This window comes from Flavobacterium sedimenticola (genome assembly GCF_030053345.1).
GTDB classification, from domain to species: Bacteria; Bacteroidota; Bacteroidia; order Flavobacteriales; family Flavobacteriaceae; genus Flavobacterium; species Flavobacterium sedimenticola.
Genome location: NZ_JASGBP010000001.1, coordinates 684,463 through 703,919, shown reverse-complemented (window position 1 = coordinate 703,919; position 19,457 = coordinate 684,463). Strand labels below are relative to the sequence as shown.

The window sequence follows — 19,457 nt, the reverse complement described above, 5'->3', positions numbered from 1 at the left end:
TTAGACATGAAAAACAACGAACAAAAACCTGATTTTCTTTTTGAAAAAGTCAACTATAAAATATTACTAATCGGTATTGCCGTGATTGGCGTTGGTTTCATTCTGATGAGTGGCGGCGGCAGTGACGACCCAAAGGTTTGGAACGATTCGGTTTTTAATTTTCAAAGAATTCGTTTGGCGCCGACTATTGTGTTGATTGGTTTCGGAATCACGATTTACTCGATTTTTAAAAAAAAGTGATTAGTAATTAGTAATTAGTGATTAGCCAAAATCATGTGATTACTATACAAATTACTAATTACTATTCACTAATTACCAATCACTCAAGACATGGATTACATTCAGGCTGTTCTCATTGCCATCGTGGAAGGTTTAACCGAATACGTACCGGTTTCCTCGACCGCTCACATGATTTTTACCAGTTCTTTTTTCGGGATTCAGGAAGACGATTTTGTCAAATTGTTTCAGGTTTCGATACAATTCGGTGCCATCCTGGCGGTCGTAGTATTGTACTGGCGTAAATTTTTCGATTTCAAACGCATTCATTTCTACCTCAAATTAGCCTTAGCGGTCATTCCGGCTTTGGTATTAGGGAAATTGTTTGATGATAAAATTGATGCCGTACTCGGCAACCCCATTCCGATTGCCATAGTGTTAATTATTGGCGGCGTTGTTTTGCTATTCATCGACGGTCGATTTCATCATCCGACTGTGGCTAATGAGGAAGACATTACCGTAAAAAAAGCCTTTACCATTGGTATTTGGCAGTGTTTGGCCATGATGCCCGGCACCAGCCGTTCGGCCGCTTCTATTATCGGCGGGATGCAACAAGGCCTGACTCGTGAAACGGCAGCCGAGTTTTCGTTCTTTTTGGCCGTTCCGACCATGTTGGCGGTAACGACGTATTCGTTATTCCTGAAAACGTATGAAGTGTCTCAGCTTAAAGGATATGAATTACTGACACAGTCTCCAGACAACCTGAAAATGTTTTTGATTGGCAATGCAGTTGCCTTTATAGTAGCGGTAATTGCTATCAAATTCTTTATCGGCATTATCAAAAAATACGGTTTCAAGCCTTGGGGTTATTACCGCATCATTGCCGGTGTATTGTTGCTGATTTATTTTACCTTAAACCCATAAACTATTGAAAACCGCTGAAGATTTTTTAGAAGGTCAGATTTTATTAATCGACAAACCGTTGACTTGGTCTTCGTTTCAGGCGGTGAATAAATTAAAGTATGTCTTAAAAAGACGGTACAACCTTCCGAAAAAATTTAAGATTGGCCATGCCGGCACCTTAGATCCGTTGGCTACAGGTTTGCTGATTGTTTGTACCGGAAAGTTTACCAAAAAAATCCCGCAGATTCAGGCGCAAGCCAAAGAATATACCGGAACTATCGTTTTAGGCGCCACGACGCCGTCTTATGACAAGGAAACGGAAGTAGATGCCACTTTCGCTACAGCCCATATTTCTCCGGAACTTATTGCGGAAACAATTCCGCAGTTTTTGGGTGAAATCGATCAAAAACCACCGGTGTTTTCGGCCATCAAAAAAGACGGAAAACGATTGTATGAACACGCGCGCGAGGGTTCGGAGGTGGAAATTGAATCGAGAAAAACTACGATTTACGAATTTGAAATCACACGTATTGCCCTACCGGAACTAGATTTTCGGGTAGTTTGCAGCAAAGGCACTTACATTCGTTCGTTGGCCAACGACTTTGGCAAAGCCTTGCAATCCGGCGGCTATTTATCGGTGTTGCGAAGAACCAAAATTGGCGATTATAACGTGACCAACGGTCTTACTCCTGAGGCATTTGAACAGCAGTTGGCTCCAAGGTAGCCATCAACGCCATGATTTCTTTTTGAATCGAAAGCCCTTTATCGTGTAAATACCACAATTGCAAGTTGGTTTTGGCTGTTTCGTCTACTTTTCCATGTTCGGCCTTGTAATCTGAAATTAACTGTTTGGCTCCTTGTGGCCGCGGTCCGAAGTCGCCCAAAACAGCCATCGTTTCTTTATCCAGTACAATCAACTTCGGGATGCTTCTGGCGCCATCCGTTAAAAAGGCATTCATCAATGCATCGTTTTCATCTCGGAACACCAATCTTAAATCGATTTTAGGCGACAACTCCGCCATTTTATAAATCACCGGCACAATTTGAGCGGCATCACCACACCAGCCTTCGGAGATGACTAACCAAATGTATTCGCGTTGTAACTGTTGTAATTGAGCTGAAAATTCATCTGTAATAGTGATGGTTTTCTCCAAACGATTCATGCGGGTTTCGTTTAATTCGGAATAATGCGTTAAGGCTTCCGATTGTTCGTTACCGGTCGATTTGCCTTCTTTTAAAAGCGCTGTGATGGCATTTCTGTATTGGTCGTAGGTGTAGCTTTTGGCTAAGCTGTCGGTAAGTATGGATTTCATGGTTGTTGCATTTGGTGTTGCAAAGCTACAAAACCCCAAGCGATAAAAAAGTGACATTTGTTACCTAACATTATTTTTAACGATGGGCTTACAAAAAACAGAATATGTTTATATTTGCAACCATCAATGCGGTTCGCAGCCGTACAAACGAAAATTACAGCTTCAAAAACAAACAACACCAATGAAATACAAAAGAATTCTCCTGAAATTAAGTGGCGAGGCGCTGATGGGCGACAGACAATATGGTATTGACCCGAAACGTTTGGCGGAATATGCCGAAGAAATCAAGGAGATTCACGACAAAGGCGTTGAAATTGCGATAGTGATTGGCGGCGGTAATATTTTCAGAGGCGTTGCCGGAGCCAGTAACGGTATGGACCGAGTTCAAGGCGATTACATGGGTATGTTGGCTACCGTAATTAATGGAATGGCGTTACAAGGTGCTTTGGAGGACAAAGGCATGCTAACCCGTTTGCAAACCGCTTTAAAAATTGAAGCAATCGCCGAACCATACATCAAACGTAGAGCGGTGCGTCATTTGGAAAAAGGCAGAATCGTAATTTTCGGAGCCGGAACCGGAAATCCTTATTTCACCACAGACACTGCAGCGGTTTTGCGCGGTATTGAAGTTCATGCCGATGTCATATTGAAAGGCACTCGCGTAGACGGTGTATATGATTCCGATCCGGAGAAAAACGCCAATGCCGTGAAGTTTGATACCATTACTTTTGATGATGTGATTAAAAAAGGATTGAACGTGATGGATACCACGGCTTTCACTTTAAGTCAGGAAAACGAATTGCCGATAGTCGTATTCGATATGAATAAAAAAGGAAACTTACTCAAAATTTGCGAAGGCGAAAATATAGGAACCGTAGTTAAAATATAGACCACTTAGACTGACTTAGATTATTAGACTGCTTAGAAAGGTCTAACAATCTTAAAATCTAACACGCTAACAATCTAATTAGAAAATGGAAGAAATTGAATTTATTTTAGACAGCACCAAAGAATCGATGAGCGGTTCTGTGGCGCATTTGGAAAAAGAATTTTTAAATATTCGTGCCGGAAAAGCCACGCCACAAATGTTGGGTGGTGTGTTTGTCGATTACTACGGCTCGCAAACGCCATTGTCTCAAGTAGCCAACATTAATGTTCCCGATGCACGAACCATCACGGTTACACCTTGGGAAAAAAGCATGTTGCAACCTATTGAAAAAGCGATTATGATGGCGAATATCGGGTTCAACCCCATGAACAACGGTGACAACATCATCATCAGTGTTCCGCCGCTTACGGAAGAAAGAAGACGGGAATTGGTAAAACAAGCCAAAGCGGAAGCGGAAGATGCTAAGATTGGGGTTAGAAATGCCCGTAAAGATGCCAATACCGAAATTAAAAAATTAGAAAAAGACGGTGTCTCGGAAGATTTATGTAAAAATGCCGAGGAAGACGTTCAAAAACTCACCGATACTTTCATCAAAAAAATAGACGAGCATTTGGCCATCAAAGAAGCCGAGATTATGAAAGTCTAACTATTGTTAATTCGATATTAAAATCCGTCTCGTACGGATTTTTTTATTCCTATTTTTGTATGCCGTTTGAGCCAAACACTTTCTAATGAAGCGATTCCTCTATTTACTGTTCTTCTTTTCCCTGTCGCTTCAGGCACAATTTCAAGTCAACGGTATTGTTAAAAATGCCGAAACCAAAAAACCATTACCTTTTGCCACACTGAAAACCGAAAAAGGCTTCACCACGATTACCGATGTGGACGGTAAATTCAACTTACTATTACCCGAAGCTCCCGAAACACTGACGGTTTCTTATGTGGGTTACACTACCCAATCCTATTCCTTGTTTGAACAAAAAAAGTTTCTGACGTTACTGCTTGTACCAAGAACGGAAGAAATGAAAGAGGCAATCGTTTCCAATACCACATTAGCGCATCGGGTTATTAGAGAAGTCATTCGCTTGAAAAACCAAAACAATCCGCTTCAAAAGCTAAACACCTTTCAGTATAAAACGTATAATAAACTGTTGGTAACCGCCAATCCCGATTCGATTTCGGGAAAAATTGACACCCTTTTTACGGATTTTTCAGCCAAAGAAAAAGGCTTCAAAATTGATTCATCCGATTACAAATTCAAAAAAATCATCACCAAACAGCATTTGTTCTTAACCGAAAAAGTATCGGTTTTTCAGTTTGAAAAACCGGTAGTAAAGGAAACCATCATCGGGACCAAAATGGCCGGATTTAAAGAACCCATTTACGAGCTTTTAGGTTTTAGTCTGCAATCGGCTTCGGTATATGACGACAAATACGAACTGTTTGAAACCAAGTATAAAAGTCCGATTAGTGACAACGCACTCGAGGAATATCGGTATAAAATTTTAGATACGGTTACACTCGGCAACCGAAAAGTATGGGTCCTTTATTTCAACAATAAGATTAGTCGGAAAGGTCTCGAGGGATTATTATATATTGACCGTGAAAATTTTGCCGTGGCCAAAGCCGTGATGCGTATCCGAGGCGTATTGAATATTACCGGGATTCATGAGTTTGACTATTTGCCCGAGGAAAAAGTTTGGTTTCCGGTTCGGAAGGATTTCAAAATCAGTAAAGGAAAAAGCAAAGAGCCCACCTCCATTTTAGGCGGTCGTATTGAGTTTGCCGCCGAGAGCGATGAGGATACAAAAGGAAAAAATGCTTCTGATTTTACCTATTTGGCATCGGAGATGCGCGTATTTGATTTGCAAATCAATCCGAAATTAAAAATTAAAAAATCGTACATCGCCATTGATGTCCGACCTAATGCCAATCAAAAAGAGGAAACGTTTTGGAAGGCTTATCGCCTCGACAGTTTGGATGTAAGAAGCGAAAAAACATACGTGGCTTTGGACAGTTTGGTGACCAAAGAAAAAATTGAAAAGAAAATCAAATTCGGGCGCAAGATTATCAACGGTTATCTGCCTTTCGGACCGTTTGATTTTGATTTACGCTACCTGTTGAGTTACAACAATTACGAAGGTTTTCGATTAGGGATTGGCGGCATTACCAACGAGGTTTTTTCCAAAAAATTCCGATTGGAAGGCTATACCGCTTATGGTATAAAAGACGACGACAGCAAATACCATTTGGGTGGCGCCGTTCGCATAGGTAACTTTTCCAACTCGTGGATTGGCGGTTCGTTTACCGATGATCTCCGAGAGATTGCGAGTACCACTTTTGCCATCGACAAGCGTGTTTTTAAACTCTACGATCCCAGACCTATTAACATCAGTACCTTTTACAATCACAAAACATGGCGCGCTTTTGTAGAAACCAAGATTATCCCCAAAACCGAAAGCATTTGGCAGTTAACACACAGCGATATTCAACCTTTGTTCGATTATACTTTCTTGAATAACGACCGTTTGTATCGCGAATTTGGTATGACGATGGCCATGGTTTCGATACAATGGAATCCGTTTAGTGATTATATGCAAACGCCTAACGGCAAAATTGAATTCGAAAAACGCTACCCGAAATTTACGTTTCAGTTTACCCAATCGGTGGCCAATTTATTCAATAACGATTTTGAGTTTACCAAAGTAGATGCCAGAATAGAATACGAAAAAAAATATTTAAACGGTCAAAAATCAACGGTGTTGATTCAGGCCGGATATGTAAACGGTGCGGTGCCGATTACCCATTTGTACAATTCCTCGCCCAATAATTTAACCAAAGACAACTTGCTGCAACGCATAACCATAGCAGGTAAGAACAGTTTTGAGACGATGTATTTCAATGAGTTCTTCTCGAGTGAGTTTGTGATGTTGCAATTCAAACACGGTTTTAAACGCATTGAGTTGTTTAAAAAAGTGCGGCCTTCCTTGGTATTGGTGAGCCGAATGGCGTGGGGCGATTTAAAAAATCCGCAACAACATATCGGTATCACGTACAAAACCCTGAACGATGGCTTTTTCGAATCGGGTATCGAATTGAATCAGATTTATAAAGGTTTCGGGTTGACCGGATTTTACCGTTACGGTCCGTATCAATTGGCGCGTTTTGAAGACAACATTGCGCTAAAATTGAGTTTTGTATTGGACTTAGGTTTGTAGCGAACCAACCCTTAGAAAGATTATTGACCTTTCACTACTTACGGCTTAATAATCAACACCGAAGGAATATCCTGCAACCACGACACCTGATCGTCTACCAATTTTTTCCAGGTTTCCAGACTGAAAATCACCAAATCCTGTTGTGCTAAAAAAGGTTTGTTGATTTGTTTGGGTTCGAATACATCAAACTTCTCTCCGTGTTTTTGCTCTAAGGCTTCGAGAGAATTTTGGATTAAGAAGTTGTTCTTGGTGTAATCGGTATCGACTAAAATGGTGACTTCCGAATTATTATTTTGCATCAATCTTTGCGCGTAATCAATCAAGAATACATCGCCAACGCCATACATTCCTAAAAACACCTTATCCACCTTTTGCAAATCCTTATCAATTAAAATCCCCAGCGGTGTTTTGGTTTTGGAGATGATGAGTCGGGTTCGGTCATCAAAAGGAGAGTTTTCAAACAACCCTTCTTTTCCCTTGAACTTATCCAACAAGCGATCGGGATTAATCATCCGCGACGTAAAGCCTAACACTTTTCCCAAAATGGTACCTTCAAATATAGATTTTCCCAAACCTACCAACACCAAATCGTATTTGCCTTCAAAGGCGACATCGGCAATATCCGTCTCAATATCTCCGGTTGCTTTAAATATGGTGGTAATTTCCTGATTGAGTTTTTTCGATTCTTTAACAATCGGCTCAAAGGTCTCCTTTTCGTAGTCTTCAATGTTGTAGGCGTGCATTTCATCGCTCACGGTAAGGTGCATAGCCGTTACATTGGAAGACTCGGGTTGCGCTTTCACCAAACTGTTGGCCAAACGCAGCAGTGATTTCCCTTTTTCATTGTTTCCGAAAGAAATAAGAATTTTGAATTTGGAGTTTTTGGTAATTTCTCCCGGTATAATCACATCTTTGGTTTTAAAAATAAAATTGATAATATCGAGCGCCGGACCGGTCATAAACGTCGTAACCAAAGCCATAATCACCATCATGGTAAATATTTGAGGCGAAAGTACCCCGAGTTCGTAACCGATATTCAACACTACCAATTCCATCAAGCCACGGGTGTTCATCAAGGCACCGATGGTTAAACTTTCGCGCCAACTTTGTCCGACAAACTTAGCAGCCAAAGCACTTCCGAAAAATTTCCCAACCACTGCCACCGCAATAATACAACCGGTAACTTTCCACAAATACGGCTCGTTAATCAACCCGATCTCGGTGCGCAATCCGGTAAACACAAAAAACAACGGCAACAATAAAATAACCGCAACATCTTCAACTTTTTCAATAATGATGCTACGAAACTTAGCAATATCGGGCATAATGGCTCCGGCCATAAAAGCGCCGAACAAAGCGTGAATTCCGATAATTTCGGTAAGATAGGCCGATACCATCAAGGTTAATAAAAAGATGGCTACTACTGATTTTTTGATGTTGTCTTTTTTGGCATACAACTCTCCGACTCTTTTCAAAAACGGTTTCACCACAAAAAGCATCATCAAGACGTAGAGTATGGCCAAACCAATCACATACAACGAACTCACAAAACTACCGGCTTTTACTATGGCGATTACGGCTGCTAACAAACACCAAGCCGTGATGTCATCGGCAGCGGCACACGTAATGACAATAGTGCCCAAGCGGGTTTTGTGCATCCCGCGTTCCTGAACAATGCGCGCTAAAACCGGAAAAGCCGTAATACTCATAGCAATTCCCATAAACAAACTGAAAGACAAAAATTCTATACCCGAGGGCGCAAACTGATGGTAAATAAAATACGATAATCCAATACCTAAGGCAAACGGAATGACGATACTGGCGTGACTGATTACAACGGCATCATTGGCTTTGTTCTTGAGCACTTTGAGATCGAGCTCCATTCCGATAACAAACATGAAAAGAATGAGTCCAACCTGACTCAATACCTGAAGATTCCCCAAGGATTCAACCGGAAAAAGCACTTCTTTTAAATCGGGAAAATACAACCCGAATAACGATGGCCCTAAGACAATTCCGGCAATGATTTCCCCAATAACCGAAGGCTGGCCAATTTTTCTGAAAATCCAACCAAAAACCCGGGCCACAATAACGATGGTGATGATTTGGATGAGTAAAAGGGCCAAAGGATGTTTCAGATTGTGAAAAAGCGAACTCAAAAATTGTATCCATTCGCTGTCAGTAGAAGAAGGTGAGACAATTTTACGCCCTACTTCCAGCAACTTTCCTTGCTCTACTATCCAATACATCAGATAGGTAAAACCGCCGGTGATGATTAAATAGAACAGTGTATTTTTGAGTTTTCTCATCTAAAAAAATTGTGTTTTTTGCTTAACAAAGATGCTAAAAAAGGGCTTAATTATAACTATTTTTTTTATCGCTTAACTATTATTTAAAACGCATTCTTAATTCGTTGTTAAATTAAGAAAAACTTTATTAGAATCACCCCTTATTTTTAGGGTTTTAATTACCTTTGCAACCCATTTGCGGATTTATGAAAAAGTTGTTAGGTATTGGTTTTTGGGAATTTATAGCCCGAATTATTCTCAGAAACAGAATTATTATTTTGGTCAGCATCATCTTAATTACGATTTTGTTGTCTACGCAATGGAAATACATTCGATTTACCCAAACCGAAGCCAACCTGATTCCCGCTGATGATAAAGTTAATGTTGACTATGATACCTTTTTATCTCATTTTGGGGAAGAAGGTAATTTAATTGTCATTGCGACCAAAGACAAACACCTGTTTTCGCCCAAAGTATTCCAATCTTGGACCGAATTAATGCATACCATTAAATCGCACAAGGAAGTCAGTTTGGTAGTTTCCGTGGATAATTTACAGAAACTCACCAAAAATGATTCCCTCGAAACCTTTGAGCTAAAACCTTTAGTTGACCCTACTAAAATCCAAGACCAACAGTACCTGAAGCGTATTCAAAAAGAATTGTTCACCAAGCTTCCGTTTTACGAAGGACTACTCTTCAATAAAAAAACCGGTGCCGTTCGCTCAGCCATTTATCTCGATAAAAAAATTGTCAATACCAAAGCCCGAAAAGAATACGTATTAAACGACTTGATTCCGGCTATTCAAAAATTTGAAAAAGCTACCGGTATCAGCTTGCACACTTCGGGGATGCCGTACATTCGAACGCTGAACGCCAAAACCATCATAGACGAAATTGGGCTGTTTATTGGCGCAGCCTTATTGATAACAGCGTTAATTTTCTTTTACTTCTTCCGTTCGTTCCGCGCCACCTTAATCTCCTTAATTGTAGTGATTATAGGGGTTATGTGGTCCTTCGGACTGATGGGTTGGTTGGGTTACGAAATCACAGTGCTCACCGCTTTAGTACCGACTTTAGTCATCGTCATCGGTATTCCGAATTGTATTTTCTTTATCAACAAATACCACCAGGAATACCACAAACATTCAAACAAAGCCAAGGCCTTACAGCGCGTAATTACCAAAACAGGAACGGCTACGTTGATGACCAATATTACCACTGCCGTTGGTTTTGCTACGTTTATAGCCACCAATAATGTGCTGTTGCGTGAGTTCGGAGTCATAACTACAATTAATATTTTGGCTATTTATACGCTGAGTTTGTTGGTGATTCCGATATTTTTCAGCTATATTCCTTCGCCCATACCGAGACACTTGGGCCATTTGGAACGCGAATCGCTGACTTCCTTTTTACGATGGATTGTCAACACCGTAAAATACAACCGATTAGGAGTGTACATCACAGCTATCTGCTTGCTGGTTTTCGGAATTATCGGAATCGGAAAAATAAAAGTCTCCGGCAGTATCATAGAGGATATGCCGAAACACACCGCTTTTTTTGAGGATATCCGTTTCTTTGAAAAAGAATTTGACGGGGTGATGCCGTTGGAAATCATGATTGATACCAAACGCAAAAACGGCGCTATGAAGCTCAGCAATTTGCGCCGCATGGAAGAATTGGAACAAACCATTATGGATGTGCCCGAATTGTCTAAACCCTTATCCATTGTCAATATTGCCAAAAGTTTCAATCAGGCGTATTACAACGGTAACCCTGATTTTTACGCGTTGCCTTCGGCTCAGGAAGAAATCTTTTTGTTGCCGTATATCAAGAATTCGCTCAAACATGCCAAAGACAACCAACTGAAAAGTTATATCACTACTGATGGTCGTATTGCCCGTATGACGACTTTTATCAAGGATGAAAACGGAGAAAGAATGGAGGATATTGAAGCACATATACGCAACAAAGTAGACAAACTCTTTCCGTCACCGCGGTATGAAGTCATCATTACCGGAAAACCTTCGGTATTTCAAAAAGGAACCCAATATTTGTTAGACAACTTACTGTCGTCATTACTGTTTGCTTTCTTTTTAACCGGAGGATTGGTGGCTATTATGTTCCGTTCGTTTAAAATGGTACTGGTTTCGATTATCCCGAATTTGTTGCCTTTATTAATGACCGCCGGTTTAATGGGCTTCTTGGGCATTCCGCTGAAACCGTCTACCCTTTTGGTTTTCGGAATCGCTTTTGGCATGTCGGTAGATGATACACTGCGGTTTTTAGCGCAGTACCGATTGGAGTTGTCGCGTAACGATTGGAAAATCAAAAAATCAGTCTTCGCCACTTTTGACGATGCCGGAATCAGTATGTTTTACACCTCAATTGTACTGTTCTTCGGGTTCTCGGTCTTTATGTTATCGAGCTTCGGAGGTACCGTTGCTTTGGGTGGCTTAGTAGCCTTGACGCTTTCTTTCGGAATGCTCTCCAATTTGGTCTTACTGCCTTCTTTGGTGCTTTCACTGAACAAAACCTTGGCCAACCAACAGGAATTACCCGAACCTACCATCGACATCCTGGAACATACCGATGAGGAGATTGACGAGTTAGAAAAAAGCAATAAATAATTTATATTTGCGTTTAAAATAAGAGCAGCAACTATTTACCTATAAAATCTGATATTTAAATGAAACATTCGAAAGTTAAAGACTTACTGAGCAGCGAGCAAACGAACTATGAAGTAACCGTAAAAGGTTGGGTAAGAACTTTTAGAAACAATCAGTTTATTGCGTTGAACGATGGTTCAACGATTCATAATTTACAGTGTGTGGTTGATTTTGAAAACACCCCCGAAACCACTTTAAAAAGAATCAACACCGGAACGGCTGTGGCGCTAACCGGAAAATTGGTGGAAAGTCAGGGTGCCGGACAAAAATATGAAATTCAGGTTTCCCAATTGGAAATCTTAGGGGATTGCGATGCGGAGAAATTCCCAATGCAGCCTAAAAAACACTCGTTGGAATTCTTAAGAGAAAATGCCCATTTGCGTGTGCGTACCAATGCATTCGGCGCCATCATGCGTGTGCGTTCGGTATTAGCTCACGCGGTTCATACTTATTTTCAAGAACGAGGTTTTGTGTATGTGAATACGCCGATTATTACCGGAGCGGATGCCGAAGGCGCCGGCGAAATGTTCCAAGTAACGTCTATGCCATTAGACAGTTTACCCAAAACAGAAGACGGACAAATCAATTACAAAGAAGATTTCTTCGGAAAACACACCAACTTAACCGTTTCGGGTCAGTTAGAAGCCGAAACTTATGCCATGGCTTTGGGTCAGGTCTATACTTTCGGACCGACTTTCCGTGCGGAAAACTCGAATACCTCGCGCCACTTAGCCGAATTTTGGATGATTGAGCCGGAAGTAGCGTTTAACGATTTGACCGACAATATGGATTTGGCGGAAGACTTCATTAAATTCGTTATCAAGTATGCCGTTGACCGTTGTGGCGACGATTTGAAATTCCTTGAAGGCCGATTACTCGACGAGGAAAAACAAAAACCACAAGCGGAACGCAGCGAAATGGCGTTGTTAGAGAAATTGAACTTTGTGTTGCACAACGATTTCAAACGCGTTTCTTATACTGAAGCCATCGATATTTTGAGAGATTCAACGCCGAATAAAAAGAAAAAATTCCAATACCTAATTGAAGAATGGGGTGCCGATTTACAAAGTGAGCACGAACGTTTCTTGGTAGAAAAACATTTTAAATGTCCGGTAATTTTGTTTGATTATCCGGCTAAAATTAAAGCGTTCTACATGCGTTTAAACGACAATACCGAACCGGGTAAAGAAACGGTTCGCGCCATGGACATTTTATTCCCGGGTATTGGCGAAATTGTGGGTGGTTCGCAAAGAGAAGAACGCTACGATGTTTTGGTCGAAAAAATGAAAGCTATCGGCATTGATGAAGAAGAATTGTGGTGGTATTTAGACACGCGTCGATTTGGTTCGGCTGTACACTCCGGTTTCGGATTGGGCTTTGAACGGTTGGTGCTTTTCGTAACCGGAATGACCAACATCAGAGACGTGATTCCGTTCCCGAGAACACCGCAAAATGCAGAATTTTAAAAAATGTTTTGGGTTGTAAGTTGTAGGTTCTATGTTAACTTCAACTCACAACCAACAACTTACAACATACGACAAAAAATGCTCAAACAATTTCTAAATCTTAAACTCACCCAGAAATTATCGCCTCAGCAAATCCAGCTGATGAAGTTAATTCAGTTGCCTACGCAAGCTTTTGAACAAAGGCTGAAAGAGGAATTGGTGGAGAATCCGGCTTTGGAAAGCGGTAAAGAAGAAGAGGAATTGTATGAGAAAGACGAATTCGACAACAATGACGACTACGATGAATTCGACGACAACGACAGTATTGATGCCGATGAAATCAACATCGATGAATACCTGAGCGACGACGAAACGCCCGATTATAAACTACAAGCCAACAACTACAGCGACGATGACGACGACCGCGAAATGCCTTTTGCGGCACCGGTGAGTTTTCATCAGGATTTAATCAATCAATTGAATACTTTTATCTTAACGGATGAGCAACGTGAAATCGCTGAGTTTTTGGTCGGCAGTATAGATGATGATGGTTATTTGCGCAGAAGCATCCCCGATATGGTTGACGATATGGCGTTTACTCAAGGAATTTATACCGATGAAAAAACGGTTGAAAAAATATTACACGTTATACATGAATTAGAACCGGCCGGTGTTGGTGCTCGCGATTTGCAGGAATGTTTGTTGTTGCAACTGAAACACAAAACACCTACCGAATCCGTGGAGTTGGCTATCAATATTATTGAAAATCAATTTGAAGCCTTCACCAAAAAACATTACGAAAAGTTACTGCAGAAATACGAGATTACGCAAGAGCGCCTAAAGAAAGCCATCGAAGAAATCGAAAAACTAAACCCAAAACCGGGTGGTTCGTTTGACAGCAGCAGTCGCGTAGTAGAACAAATCGTTCCCGATTTTACCATTAGAATTGTGGACGGGGAATTGGAATTAACCCTTAACGGCAGAAATGCACCTACGTTACACGTTTCCAAAGATTATCAGGAAATGTTGCAAACATACAAAGACTCCCGCGACAAGTCGCATCAACAAAAGGATGCGGTACAGTTCATCAAACAAAAACTGGATTCGGCCAAGTGGTTTATCGATGCGATACGCCAACGTCAGGAAACACTTTATGTGACGATGAATGCCATTATGCATTTCCAGAAAGACTATTTCCTCGACGGCGACGAAACCAAGCTCAAACCGATGATATTGAAAGATATAGCCGATTTGGTCGGGTTGGATATTTCTACGGTTTCCCGTGTAGCCAACAGCAAATATGTGGATACCCCTTACGGCACGAAACTCATCAAAGAATTCTTCTCGGAAGCCATGAAAAACGACCAAGGCGAAGACGTTTCCACTTTGGAAATCAAAAAAATTCTGAAAACCGTAATCGAAGAAGAAGACAAAAGCAAACCGCTACCCGACGATCAATTGGCAGAAATCTTAAAAGAAAAAGGGTATCCAATTGCCCGAAGAACCATTGCCAAATACCGCGAATTGTTGGATATTCCGGTGGCCCGAATGAGGAAGAAGATTTAAAAAAAATGTTTTGAAAAAATTACTTCCGTTTTTCTCGTATGCGCTGCATCCTATTTTTGTGCCTTTATTCGGGACTTTTTTTTATGTGCTGCTGGAAGAACGGTATTTCACACCGGGACAATACCTGATTTTGTTTCTTCAAATAATCATTATCACTTTTTTACTGCCGATCGCTTTTTTTTATTTGCTGCGAACTTTCGGCAAAATAGAAAGCATTATGCTCTCAGATATTTCTCATCGCAAAATTCCGCTGGTGTTGCATATTTGTCTGTTGTCGGTTTTAGTCCAAAAAAGTATTACGGCCGAATCGTTCGAATCGTTACACTATTTTTTCTTGGGTGGAATCATCAGTGCGGCCATTGCTTTTCTCTTTTTATTTGCCAAAATAAAAGCCAGCATTCACATGATTGGCATTAGTGCGCTTACCGTTTTTATCTTTGGGCTGAGTTTGAAAAACGAAATGAATACGGTACATTTAGTCGCTTTTTTTGTAGTGCTGAACGGATTGGTTGCGTCTTCTCGCCTAACCATGAACGCCCATACCTATAAAGAACTGACGATTGGTTTTTTATGTGGCTTACTTCCACAAATAGGGCTACTCGCCGTTTGGTTATAAAATGTAAAACATGATGCCGAAATTGGCCGTATTCATGTTAACCTTTTCGTTAGCGTTGGTCTCGGCCGACGCGTCAAATAAGGAGTTCAAACCGTAATAGGCATAAATATTCCAAGTATTCCAACCGGCAGTGACATATACGCCGTAATGTATACGATTTAAATCTTCCAGATTATTTTGGTTGAAATTCCCTTGTGAAGTCTCTGATTTGTATTGATTAGAGAACAAATAACTGAGTTTAAAACCGGTATAAACACGCCAAAATTTATGACTTTCCGGAGTAGAGTTGCGCCAACGGAACTCAATCGGTACATCGACATAATGCAGGGATAATTTGTTTTTTGAAAACGTAATCACTTCCGAATCAAAAATTTGATAGGTCGATTGATTGTTGACCGGAATTATTCCCAAATTGTGATTGTAAATGGCCAATGAATACCCTAAACCCGCGGCAACAGCAACCGTTCTTTTTTTGTTTAACGGCATATCTCGCAAAAAACCAAAAGCCAATCCGGGCGATAATTTATTCTGTCGCAAACCGTCCGGTCCTTTTTGTAAGGTATTATAGGTAATGTTGAGATAAAATTGGTCTTCTCGGTAAAGCGAATCCGGGGCGTCAAAATCTTTCTCCACTCCTTGAGCCCAAACGCCAAGTGTTACTAAGAAAACCCAAAAAAAATAGTTAATCCGCATAAACTGTATAGTGAATAGCGAAAGTACATTTTTTCAACGGAATACACAATGGTTTGCTGAAACGGGAACCTGCGGTAAACTGCAGTGGGAATACTGTCGTCGAAAACCCGGCCATTAGAAATGGCTATTTTCTTTTTACTGCAAAAAATCAGAACGTAAACTCGGGATTACCTGCGGTGATTCACAACGGGAATTCTGTCGTCGAAAACTCGGCCATTAGAAATGGCTATTTTCTTTTTACTGCAAAAAATCAGAACGTAAACTCGGGATTACCTGCGGTGATCCACAACGGGAATTCTGTCGTCGAAAACCCGCCATTAGAAATGGCTATTTTCTTTTTACTGCAAAAAATCAGAACGTAAACTTTCCATTTTTTGCAGTAAAAAGAAAACCGAAGCTTTCACTTCGGTTTTCATCGCAGAGAGGAAGGGATTCGAACCCTCGATGCAGTTACCCACATACAAACTTTCCAGGCTTGCTCCTTCAACCACTCGGACACCTCTCTAATTCGTGGTGCAAAGAACAACAAAAAAAATGATTTATAAAAGTGTGTTGCAAAATTCTTATTGCATTTCACCGCGTAAGGACGTTTCAAAAATAGTCTTGAAAACTGACGGTGCTACATTTTGCCCTAACAAATACATCAGCTTTGTAATAGCTGCTTCTGTCGTAATATCTTTTCCCGATATGATTCCAATGTTTTTCAACTGCGTACTGGTTTCGTACTGCCCCATATTAACACTACCCCCGGAACATTGGGTAACGTTTATTACATGCAAACCACTTTTTACCGCTTTCTTCAGTATTTGAATAAACCACTCCTCTGAGGGCGCATTTCCGGAACCATACGTTTCCAACACTATCCCTTTGAGATTGGGAATGTTAATGATGGCATTGAGGACCGATTCACTGATGCCGGGAAACATCTTAACAATAACCACACGGTCATCTAACTCCTTATGCACCGTTAGCTTTTTAACCGTTTGTTTTTGCACTAAAATGCTCGGTGTAATATTTAAATGAACCCCCGATTCGGCCAACGGTGGATAATTAGGGGACGAAAAGGCATTAAAATGCTCGGCATTGATTTTTGTGGTTCGGTTGCCTCGGTATAATTTGTATTCAAAATACAAACACACTTCCTGTATAACCGGTTTTCCTTTTGTTTGCAAAGAGGCTATTTGTATGGCCGTGATTAAATTTTCTTTGGCATCCGTACGCAAATCTCCGATGGGCAACTGTGAACCGGTGAATACGACAGGCTTGCTCAAATTCTCCAACATAAAGCTCAAAGCCGAAGCCGAATACGACATCGTGTCGGAACCATGCAAAACTACAAAGCCGTCAAAACGCGCATATCCTTCCTCGATAATCGTAGCAATGGTAATCCACTGTTGCAGATTCATATTAGAGGAATCTATAGGCTTTTCGAAAGAAACCGTTTCAATATGACAATCCAGTTGTTTGATTTCGGGAATTTTTTGCAGTAATTTTTTAAAGTTGAACGCTTTCAATGCACCGGTTGCGAAATCTTTCATCATTCCGATAGTTCCGCCGGTATATATGAGTAATATATTCGGTTTAGTGACCATACTGATATTTCGATTTATTGACTACCGGATTGGCATACATAGCCAAAAAACTCTCACGCATCATTTCGTTATTCACATCGATACGCATCTCCAATCGGCGCTCAAATAAGGATTTCTCTGCCTCCGTATAATAAGAAGCATATTGTTGGGTATGATGGAGTAAATCATAAGCAATATAATTGGTCGGCCACAATTTGTACGATTGCAAAATGGAGTCGTCAATGACCTGCGCTAAGGCTTGAATCTGCTTGTTAAAATTATCGTTTTCGGCACAAATTTGATCAATCTCTTCGTCTAAAATCTTCCCAACATGCAGATGGATTCTCTTTTTTTGACCAATAATTCCGCTTAACAAGGTGATAAAGTCTTCATTCTTTTCCTTGACATAAATCTCGGCTTTAGCCTCAGCCATTAATTGCGGCATTTTCAAGGCATCGGTAGGATCGTATTCGTACGATATGGAAACCGGAACAATTCTTATCTTTTTAAAATAACGCATCGGATCCTTTTCATCCGAACCCATCGCTAACATTTTTAAAACACCGCTGTGCGTAGCATCGTTACCGTCTTTGGTGCGTCCTTCACGTTGGGCAATCCATACCGAACGATTCTCGCGCAGCAATAGCTGGGCAATGTATTCCGACATCAACTTAGAGCTTTCCAACAACTCTCGTGGCGGCAAACCGCGTTGTACCAAAAAATTCCGATTGAGTTTAGACAGCGTTTTTAAAAAATCTTTCTTCACCAAATTATCGCCAATAGCCGAAGCCGTCATGACCAAACCGTGATCAAAAAGACACACGTTGAGTATCGAGGTATCCAAAATGATGTCGCGGTGATTCGAAATAAAAAGATAAGAGGTATTGGGTTCCAGGGTTTCAAAACCCGAAGTCGACAACCCGTCAGAACTTTTTTCGAGTACTTTTTGAACCGCCTGATAGGCAAAATTGATTTGAAAATCGCGAATGGAATGCGTGCGTTTGAGTTGTTCTTTCCATACCGTTTCCTCCACATTGGGATAGGCAAAATTCATTAACGCTTTCATCATGGGGTGATTAGCAACGGCCTGCAGGGCGGAGTTGACTTCCGAATCGTAAAACGGACGGATGGCGTCGAATTTTTGCATATCTGTGGGTTTGTTTAGGAAAACAAATGAACAAAAAAAAACTCAATTTTTAACGATTTCAGCGTTAAATCCCAAAAACAGTTTTGGCATTTTGAGTGGTGATTTCTGCAATTTGGGCTACCGTCAGACCGTAAATTTGCGCTAATTTTTGTGCTACCAACAAGGTATAGCTACTCTCGTTTCGTTTACCGCGATACGGGGCAGGTGCTAAATAAGGTGCATCGGTTTCTAACACGATGTGCTGCAATTCTATTTGATCTAAAAACTGATCGATTTTCCCGTTCTTAAAAGTCACGACACCTCCGATTCCGAGCTTCATATTCAGTGAAATAGCGCGCTCTGCTTGTGCGGCATCACCGGTAAAACAATGAAAAATACCAAACAAATCATCACTCTTTTCACTTTCCAAAACGTCAAAAACTTCCTCAAAAGCATCCCGACAATGGATGTTAATCGCCAATTGGTACTTTTTAGCCAAACGAATTTGGCGACGAAATGCTTCTTGTTGAATGGCCAGGGTAGATGTATCCCAATACAAATCGATTCCGATTTCACCAATGGCCTGAAATTTTCTTTTTGATAATTCGGCTTCCACATGCGCCAATTCCTCCAAATAGGATTCCGGCTTCACATAACACGGATGCAATCCCATCATCAAAAAAATGTTTTGCGGGAACTGTGCTTCCAAGTCATACATTTTTTGCGTGTACGAAGAATCTATGGAAGGTACAAAAAAGCGAGAAACACCGGCGTTAATAGCGCGCTGAATCATTTCGGTTCGGTCGTTTGCAAACTCTTCGGAATACAAATGGGTGTGCGTATCGGTTAAAATCATTGGGCTGTAAGGCACTAAAGTTCTGAGGTGCTAAGGTACTAAGTTTACCGATAATTTTCCGGTATAATGGATTTTAGATTACTTTTGAAAA

At 40.8% G+C, this 19,457-nt stretch carries 17 protein-coding genes and 1 tRNA gene; 11 read left to right on the top strand and 7 right to left on the bottom strand.

Annotated features, from left to right (window positions below):
• Positions 1-6 precede the first annotated feature (6 nt).
• The 3 genes from QHT84_RS03205 to truB all read left to right on the top strand — a co-directional run bounded on the left by QHT84_RS03205 (position 7) and on the right by truB (position 1,843).
• Complete coding sequence (locus tag QHT84_RS03205; protein WP_283238094.1) at positions 7-240, top strand: DUF3098 domain-containing protein; 234 nt, start codon at positions 7-9, stop codon at positions 238-240.
• A 90-nt stretch (positions 241-330) separates the two neighbouring features.
• Positions 331-1,140, top strand: coding sequence for an undecaprenyl-diphosphate phosphatase (locus tag QHT84_RS03200; protein WP_283238093.1), 810 nt, complete (start codon positions 331-333; stop codon positions 1,138-1,140).
• A 4-nt stretch (positions 1,141-1,144) separates the two neighbouring features.
• A complete protein-coding gene (gene truB, locus QHT84_RS03195; RefSeq protein ID WP_283238092.1) occupies positions 1,145-1,843 on the top strand; it encodes a tRNA pseudouridine(55) synthase TruB in 699 nt (232 codons plus the stop codon).
• On the opposite strand, the gene QHT84_RS03190 is transcribed toward truB, so the two are convergent.
• Positions 1,803-2,432, bottom strand: coding sequence for a thioredoxin family protein (locus tag QHT84_RS03190; RefSeq protein ID WP_283238091.1), 630 nt, complete (start codon positions 2,430-2,432; stop codon positions 1,803-1,805). The two genes, truB and QHT84_RS03190, sit on opposite strands and share 41 nt — an antisense overlap.
• Positions 2,433-2,613: 181 nt before the next feature.
• On the opposite strand from QHT84_RS03190, the gene pyrH reads away from it, so the two are divergent.
• From pyrH to QHT84_RS03175, 3 genes are all read left to right on the top strand, one after another.
• Positions 2,614-3,321 (top strand): UMP kinase, encoded by a 708-nt coding sequence (pyrH, locus tag QHT84_RS03185; RefSeq protein WP_283238090.1) that lies wholly within the window; start codon positions 2,614-2,616, stop codon positions 3,319-3,321.
• 85 nt (positions 3,322-3,406) lie between these two features.
• The gene (gene frr / locus QHT84_RS03180; protein ID WP_283238089.1) at positions 3,407-3,967 is read left to right on the top strand and encodes a ribosome recycling factor; all 561 of its coding nucleotides are present in this window, start codon (positions 3,407-3,409) and stop codon (positions 3,965-3,967) included.
• An 85-nt stretch (positions 3,968-4,052) separates the two neighbouring features.
• On the top strand, positions 4,053-6,539 hold the full coding sequence (locus QHT84_RS03175; protein WP_283238088.1) for a DUF5686 family protein: 2,487 nt from the start codon (positions 4,053-4,055) through the stop codon (positions 6,537-6,539).
• A gap of 38 nt (positions 6,540-6,577) precedes the next feature.
• On the opposite strand, the gene QHT84_RS03170 is transcribed toward QHT84_RS03175, so the two are convergent.
• Positions 6,578-8,848 carry a cation:proton antiporter domain-containing protein gene (locus QHT84_RS03170; protein WP_283238087.1) on the bottom strand — a complete coding sequence of 757 codons (2,271 nt, stop codon included), beginning with the start codon at positions 8,846-8,848 and terminating at the stop codon, positions 6,578-6,580.
• 185 nt (positions 8,849-9,033) lie between these two features.
• Here QHT84_RS03170 and QHT84_RS03165 point away from each other — a divergent pair, with 185 nt between their 5' ends.
• The 4 genes from QHT84_RS03165 to QHT84_RS03150 all read left to right on the top strand — a co-directional run bounded on the left by QHT84_RS03165 (position 9,034) and on the right by QHT84_RS03150 (position 15,120).
• Positions 9,034-11,454, top strand: coding sequence for an efflux RND transporter permease subunit (locus QHT84_RS03165; protein ID WP_283238086.1), 2,421 nt, complete (start codon positions 9,034-9,036; stop codon positions 11,452-11,454).
• Between the two features lie 59 nt (positions 11,455-11,513).
• Positions 11,514-12,959, top strand: coding sequence for an asparagine--tRNA ligase (gene asnS, locus QHT84_RS03160; RefSeq protein WP_283238085.1), 1,446 nt, complete (start codon positions 11,514-11,516; stop codon positions 12,957-12,959).
• A gap of 78 nt (positions 12,960-13,037) precedes the next feature.
• Positions 13,038-14,504 (top strand): RNA polymerase factor sigma-54, encoded by a 1,467-nt coding sequence (gene rpoN, locus QHT84_RS03155; protein ID WP_283238084.1) that lies wholly within the window; start codon positions 13,038-13,040, stop codon positions 14,502-14,504.
• 10 nt (positions 14,505-14,514) lie between these two features.
• Positions 14,515-15,120: a hypothetical protein gene (locus QHT84_RS03150; RefSeq protein ID WP_283238083.1), complete on the top strand. Its 606-nt coding sequence runs from the start codon at positions 14,515-14,517 to the stop codon at positions 15,118-15,120.
• Here QHT84_RS03150 and QHT84_RS03145 read toward each other — a convergent pair.
• Positions 15,115-15,813: a porin family protein gene (locus QHT84_RS03145; RefSeq protein WP_283238082.1), complete on the bottom strand. Its 699-nt coding sequence runs from the start codon at positions 15,811-15,813 to the stop codon at positions 15,115-15,117. The genes QHT84_RS03150 and QHT84_RS03145 overlap by 6 nt on opposite strands.
• Before the next feature lie 53 nt (positions 15,814-15,866).
• Between QHT84_RS03145 and QHT84_RS03140 the strand changes: the two genes are divergently transcribed.
• On the top strand, positions 15,867-16,175 hold the full coding sequence (locus QHT84_RS03140; protein WP_283238081.1) for a hypothetical protein: 309 nt from the start codon (positions 15,867-15,869) through the stop codon (positions 16,173-16,175).
• Between the two features lie 56 nt (positions 16,176-16,231).
• On the opposite strand, the gene QHT84_RS03135 is transcribed toward QHT84_RS03140, so the two are convergent.
• The 4 genes from QHT84_RS03135 to QHT84_RS03120 all read right to left on the bottom strand — a co-directional run bounded on the left by QHT84_RS03135 (position 16,232) and on the right by QHT84_RS03120 (position 19,366).
• A tRNA-Ser gene (locus tag QHT84_RS03135) sits at positions 16,232-16,318 on the bottom strand.
• Between the two features lie 58 nt (positions 16,319-16,376).
• Positions 16,377-17,405, bottom strand: a complete 1,029-nt coding sequence (locus QHT84_RS03130; protein ID WP_283238080.1) for an asparaginase — start codon at positions 17,403-17,405, stop codon at positions 16,377-16,379.
• A complete protein-coding gene (locus QHT84_RS03125; protein ID WP_283238079.1) occupies positions 17,395-18,531 on the bottom strand; it encodes a 1-acyl-sn-glycerol-3-phosphate acyltransferase in 1,137 nt (378 codons plus the stop codon). Before QHT84_RS03125 ends, QHT84_RS03130 begins: the two co-directional genes overlap by 11 nt.
• 64 nt (positions 18,532-18,595) lie before the next feature.
• On the bottom strand, positions 18,596-19,366 hold the full coding sequence (locus QHT84_RS03120; RefSeq protein ID WP_283238078.1) for a TatD family hydrolase: 771 nt from the start codon (positions 19,364-19,366) through the stop codon (positions 18,596-18,598).
• Between the last annotated feature and the right edge of the window lie 91 nt (positions 19,367-19,457).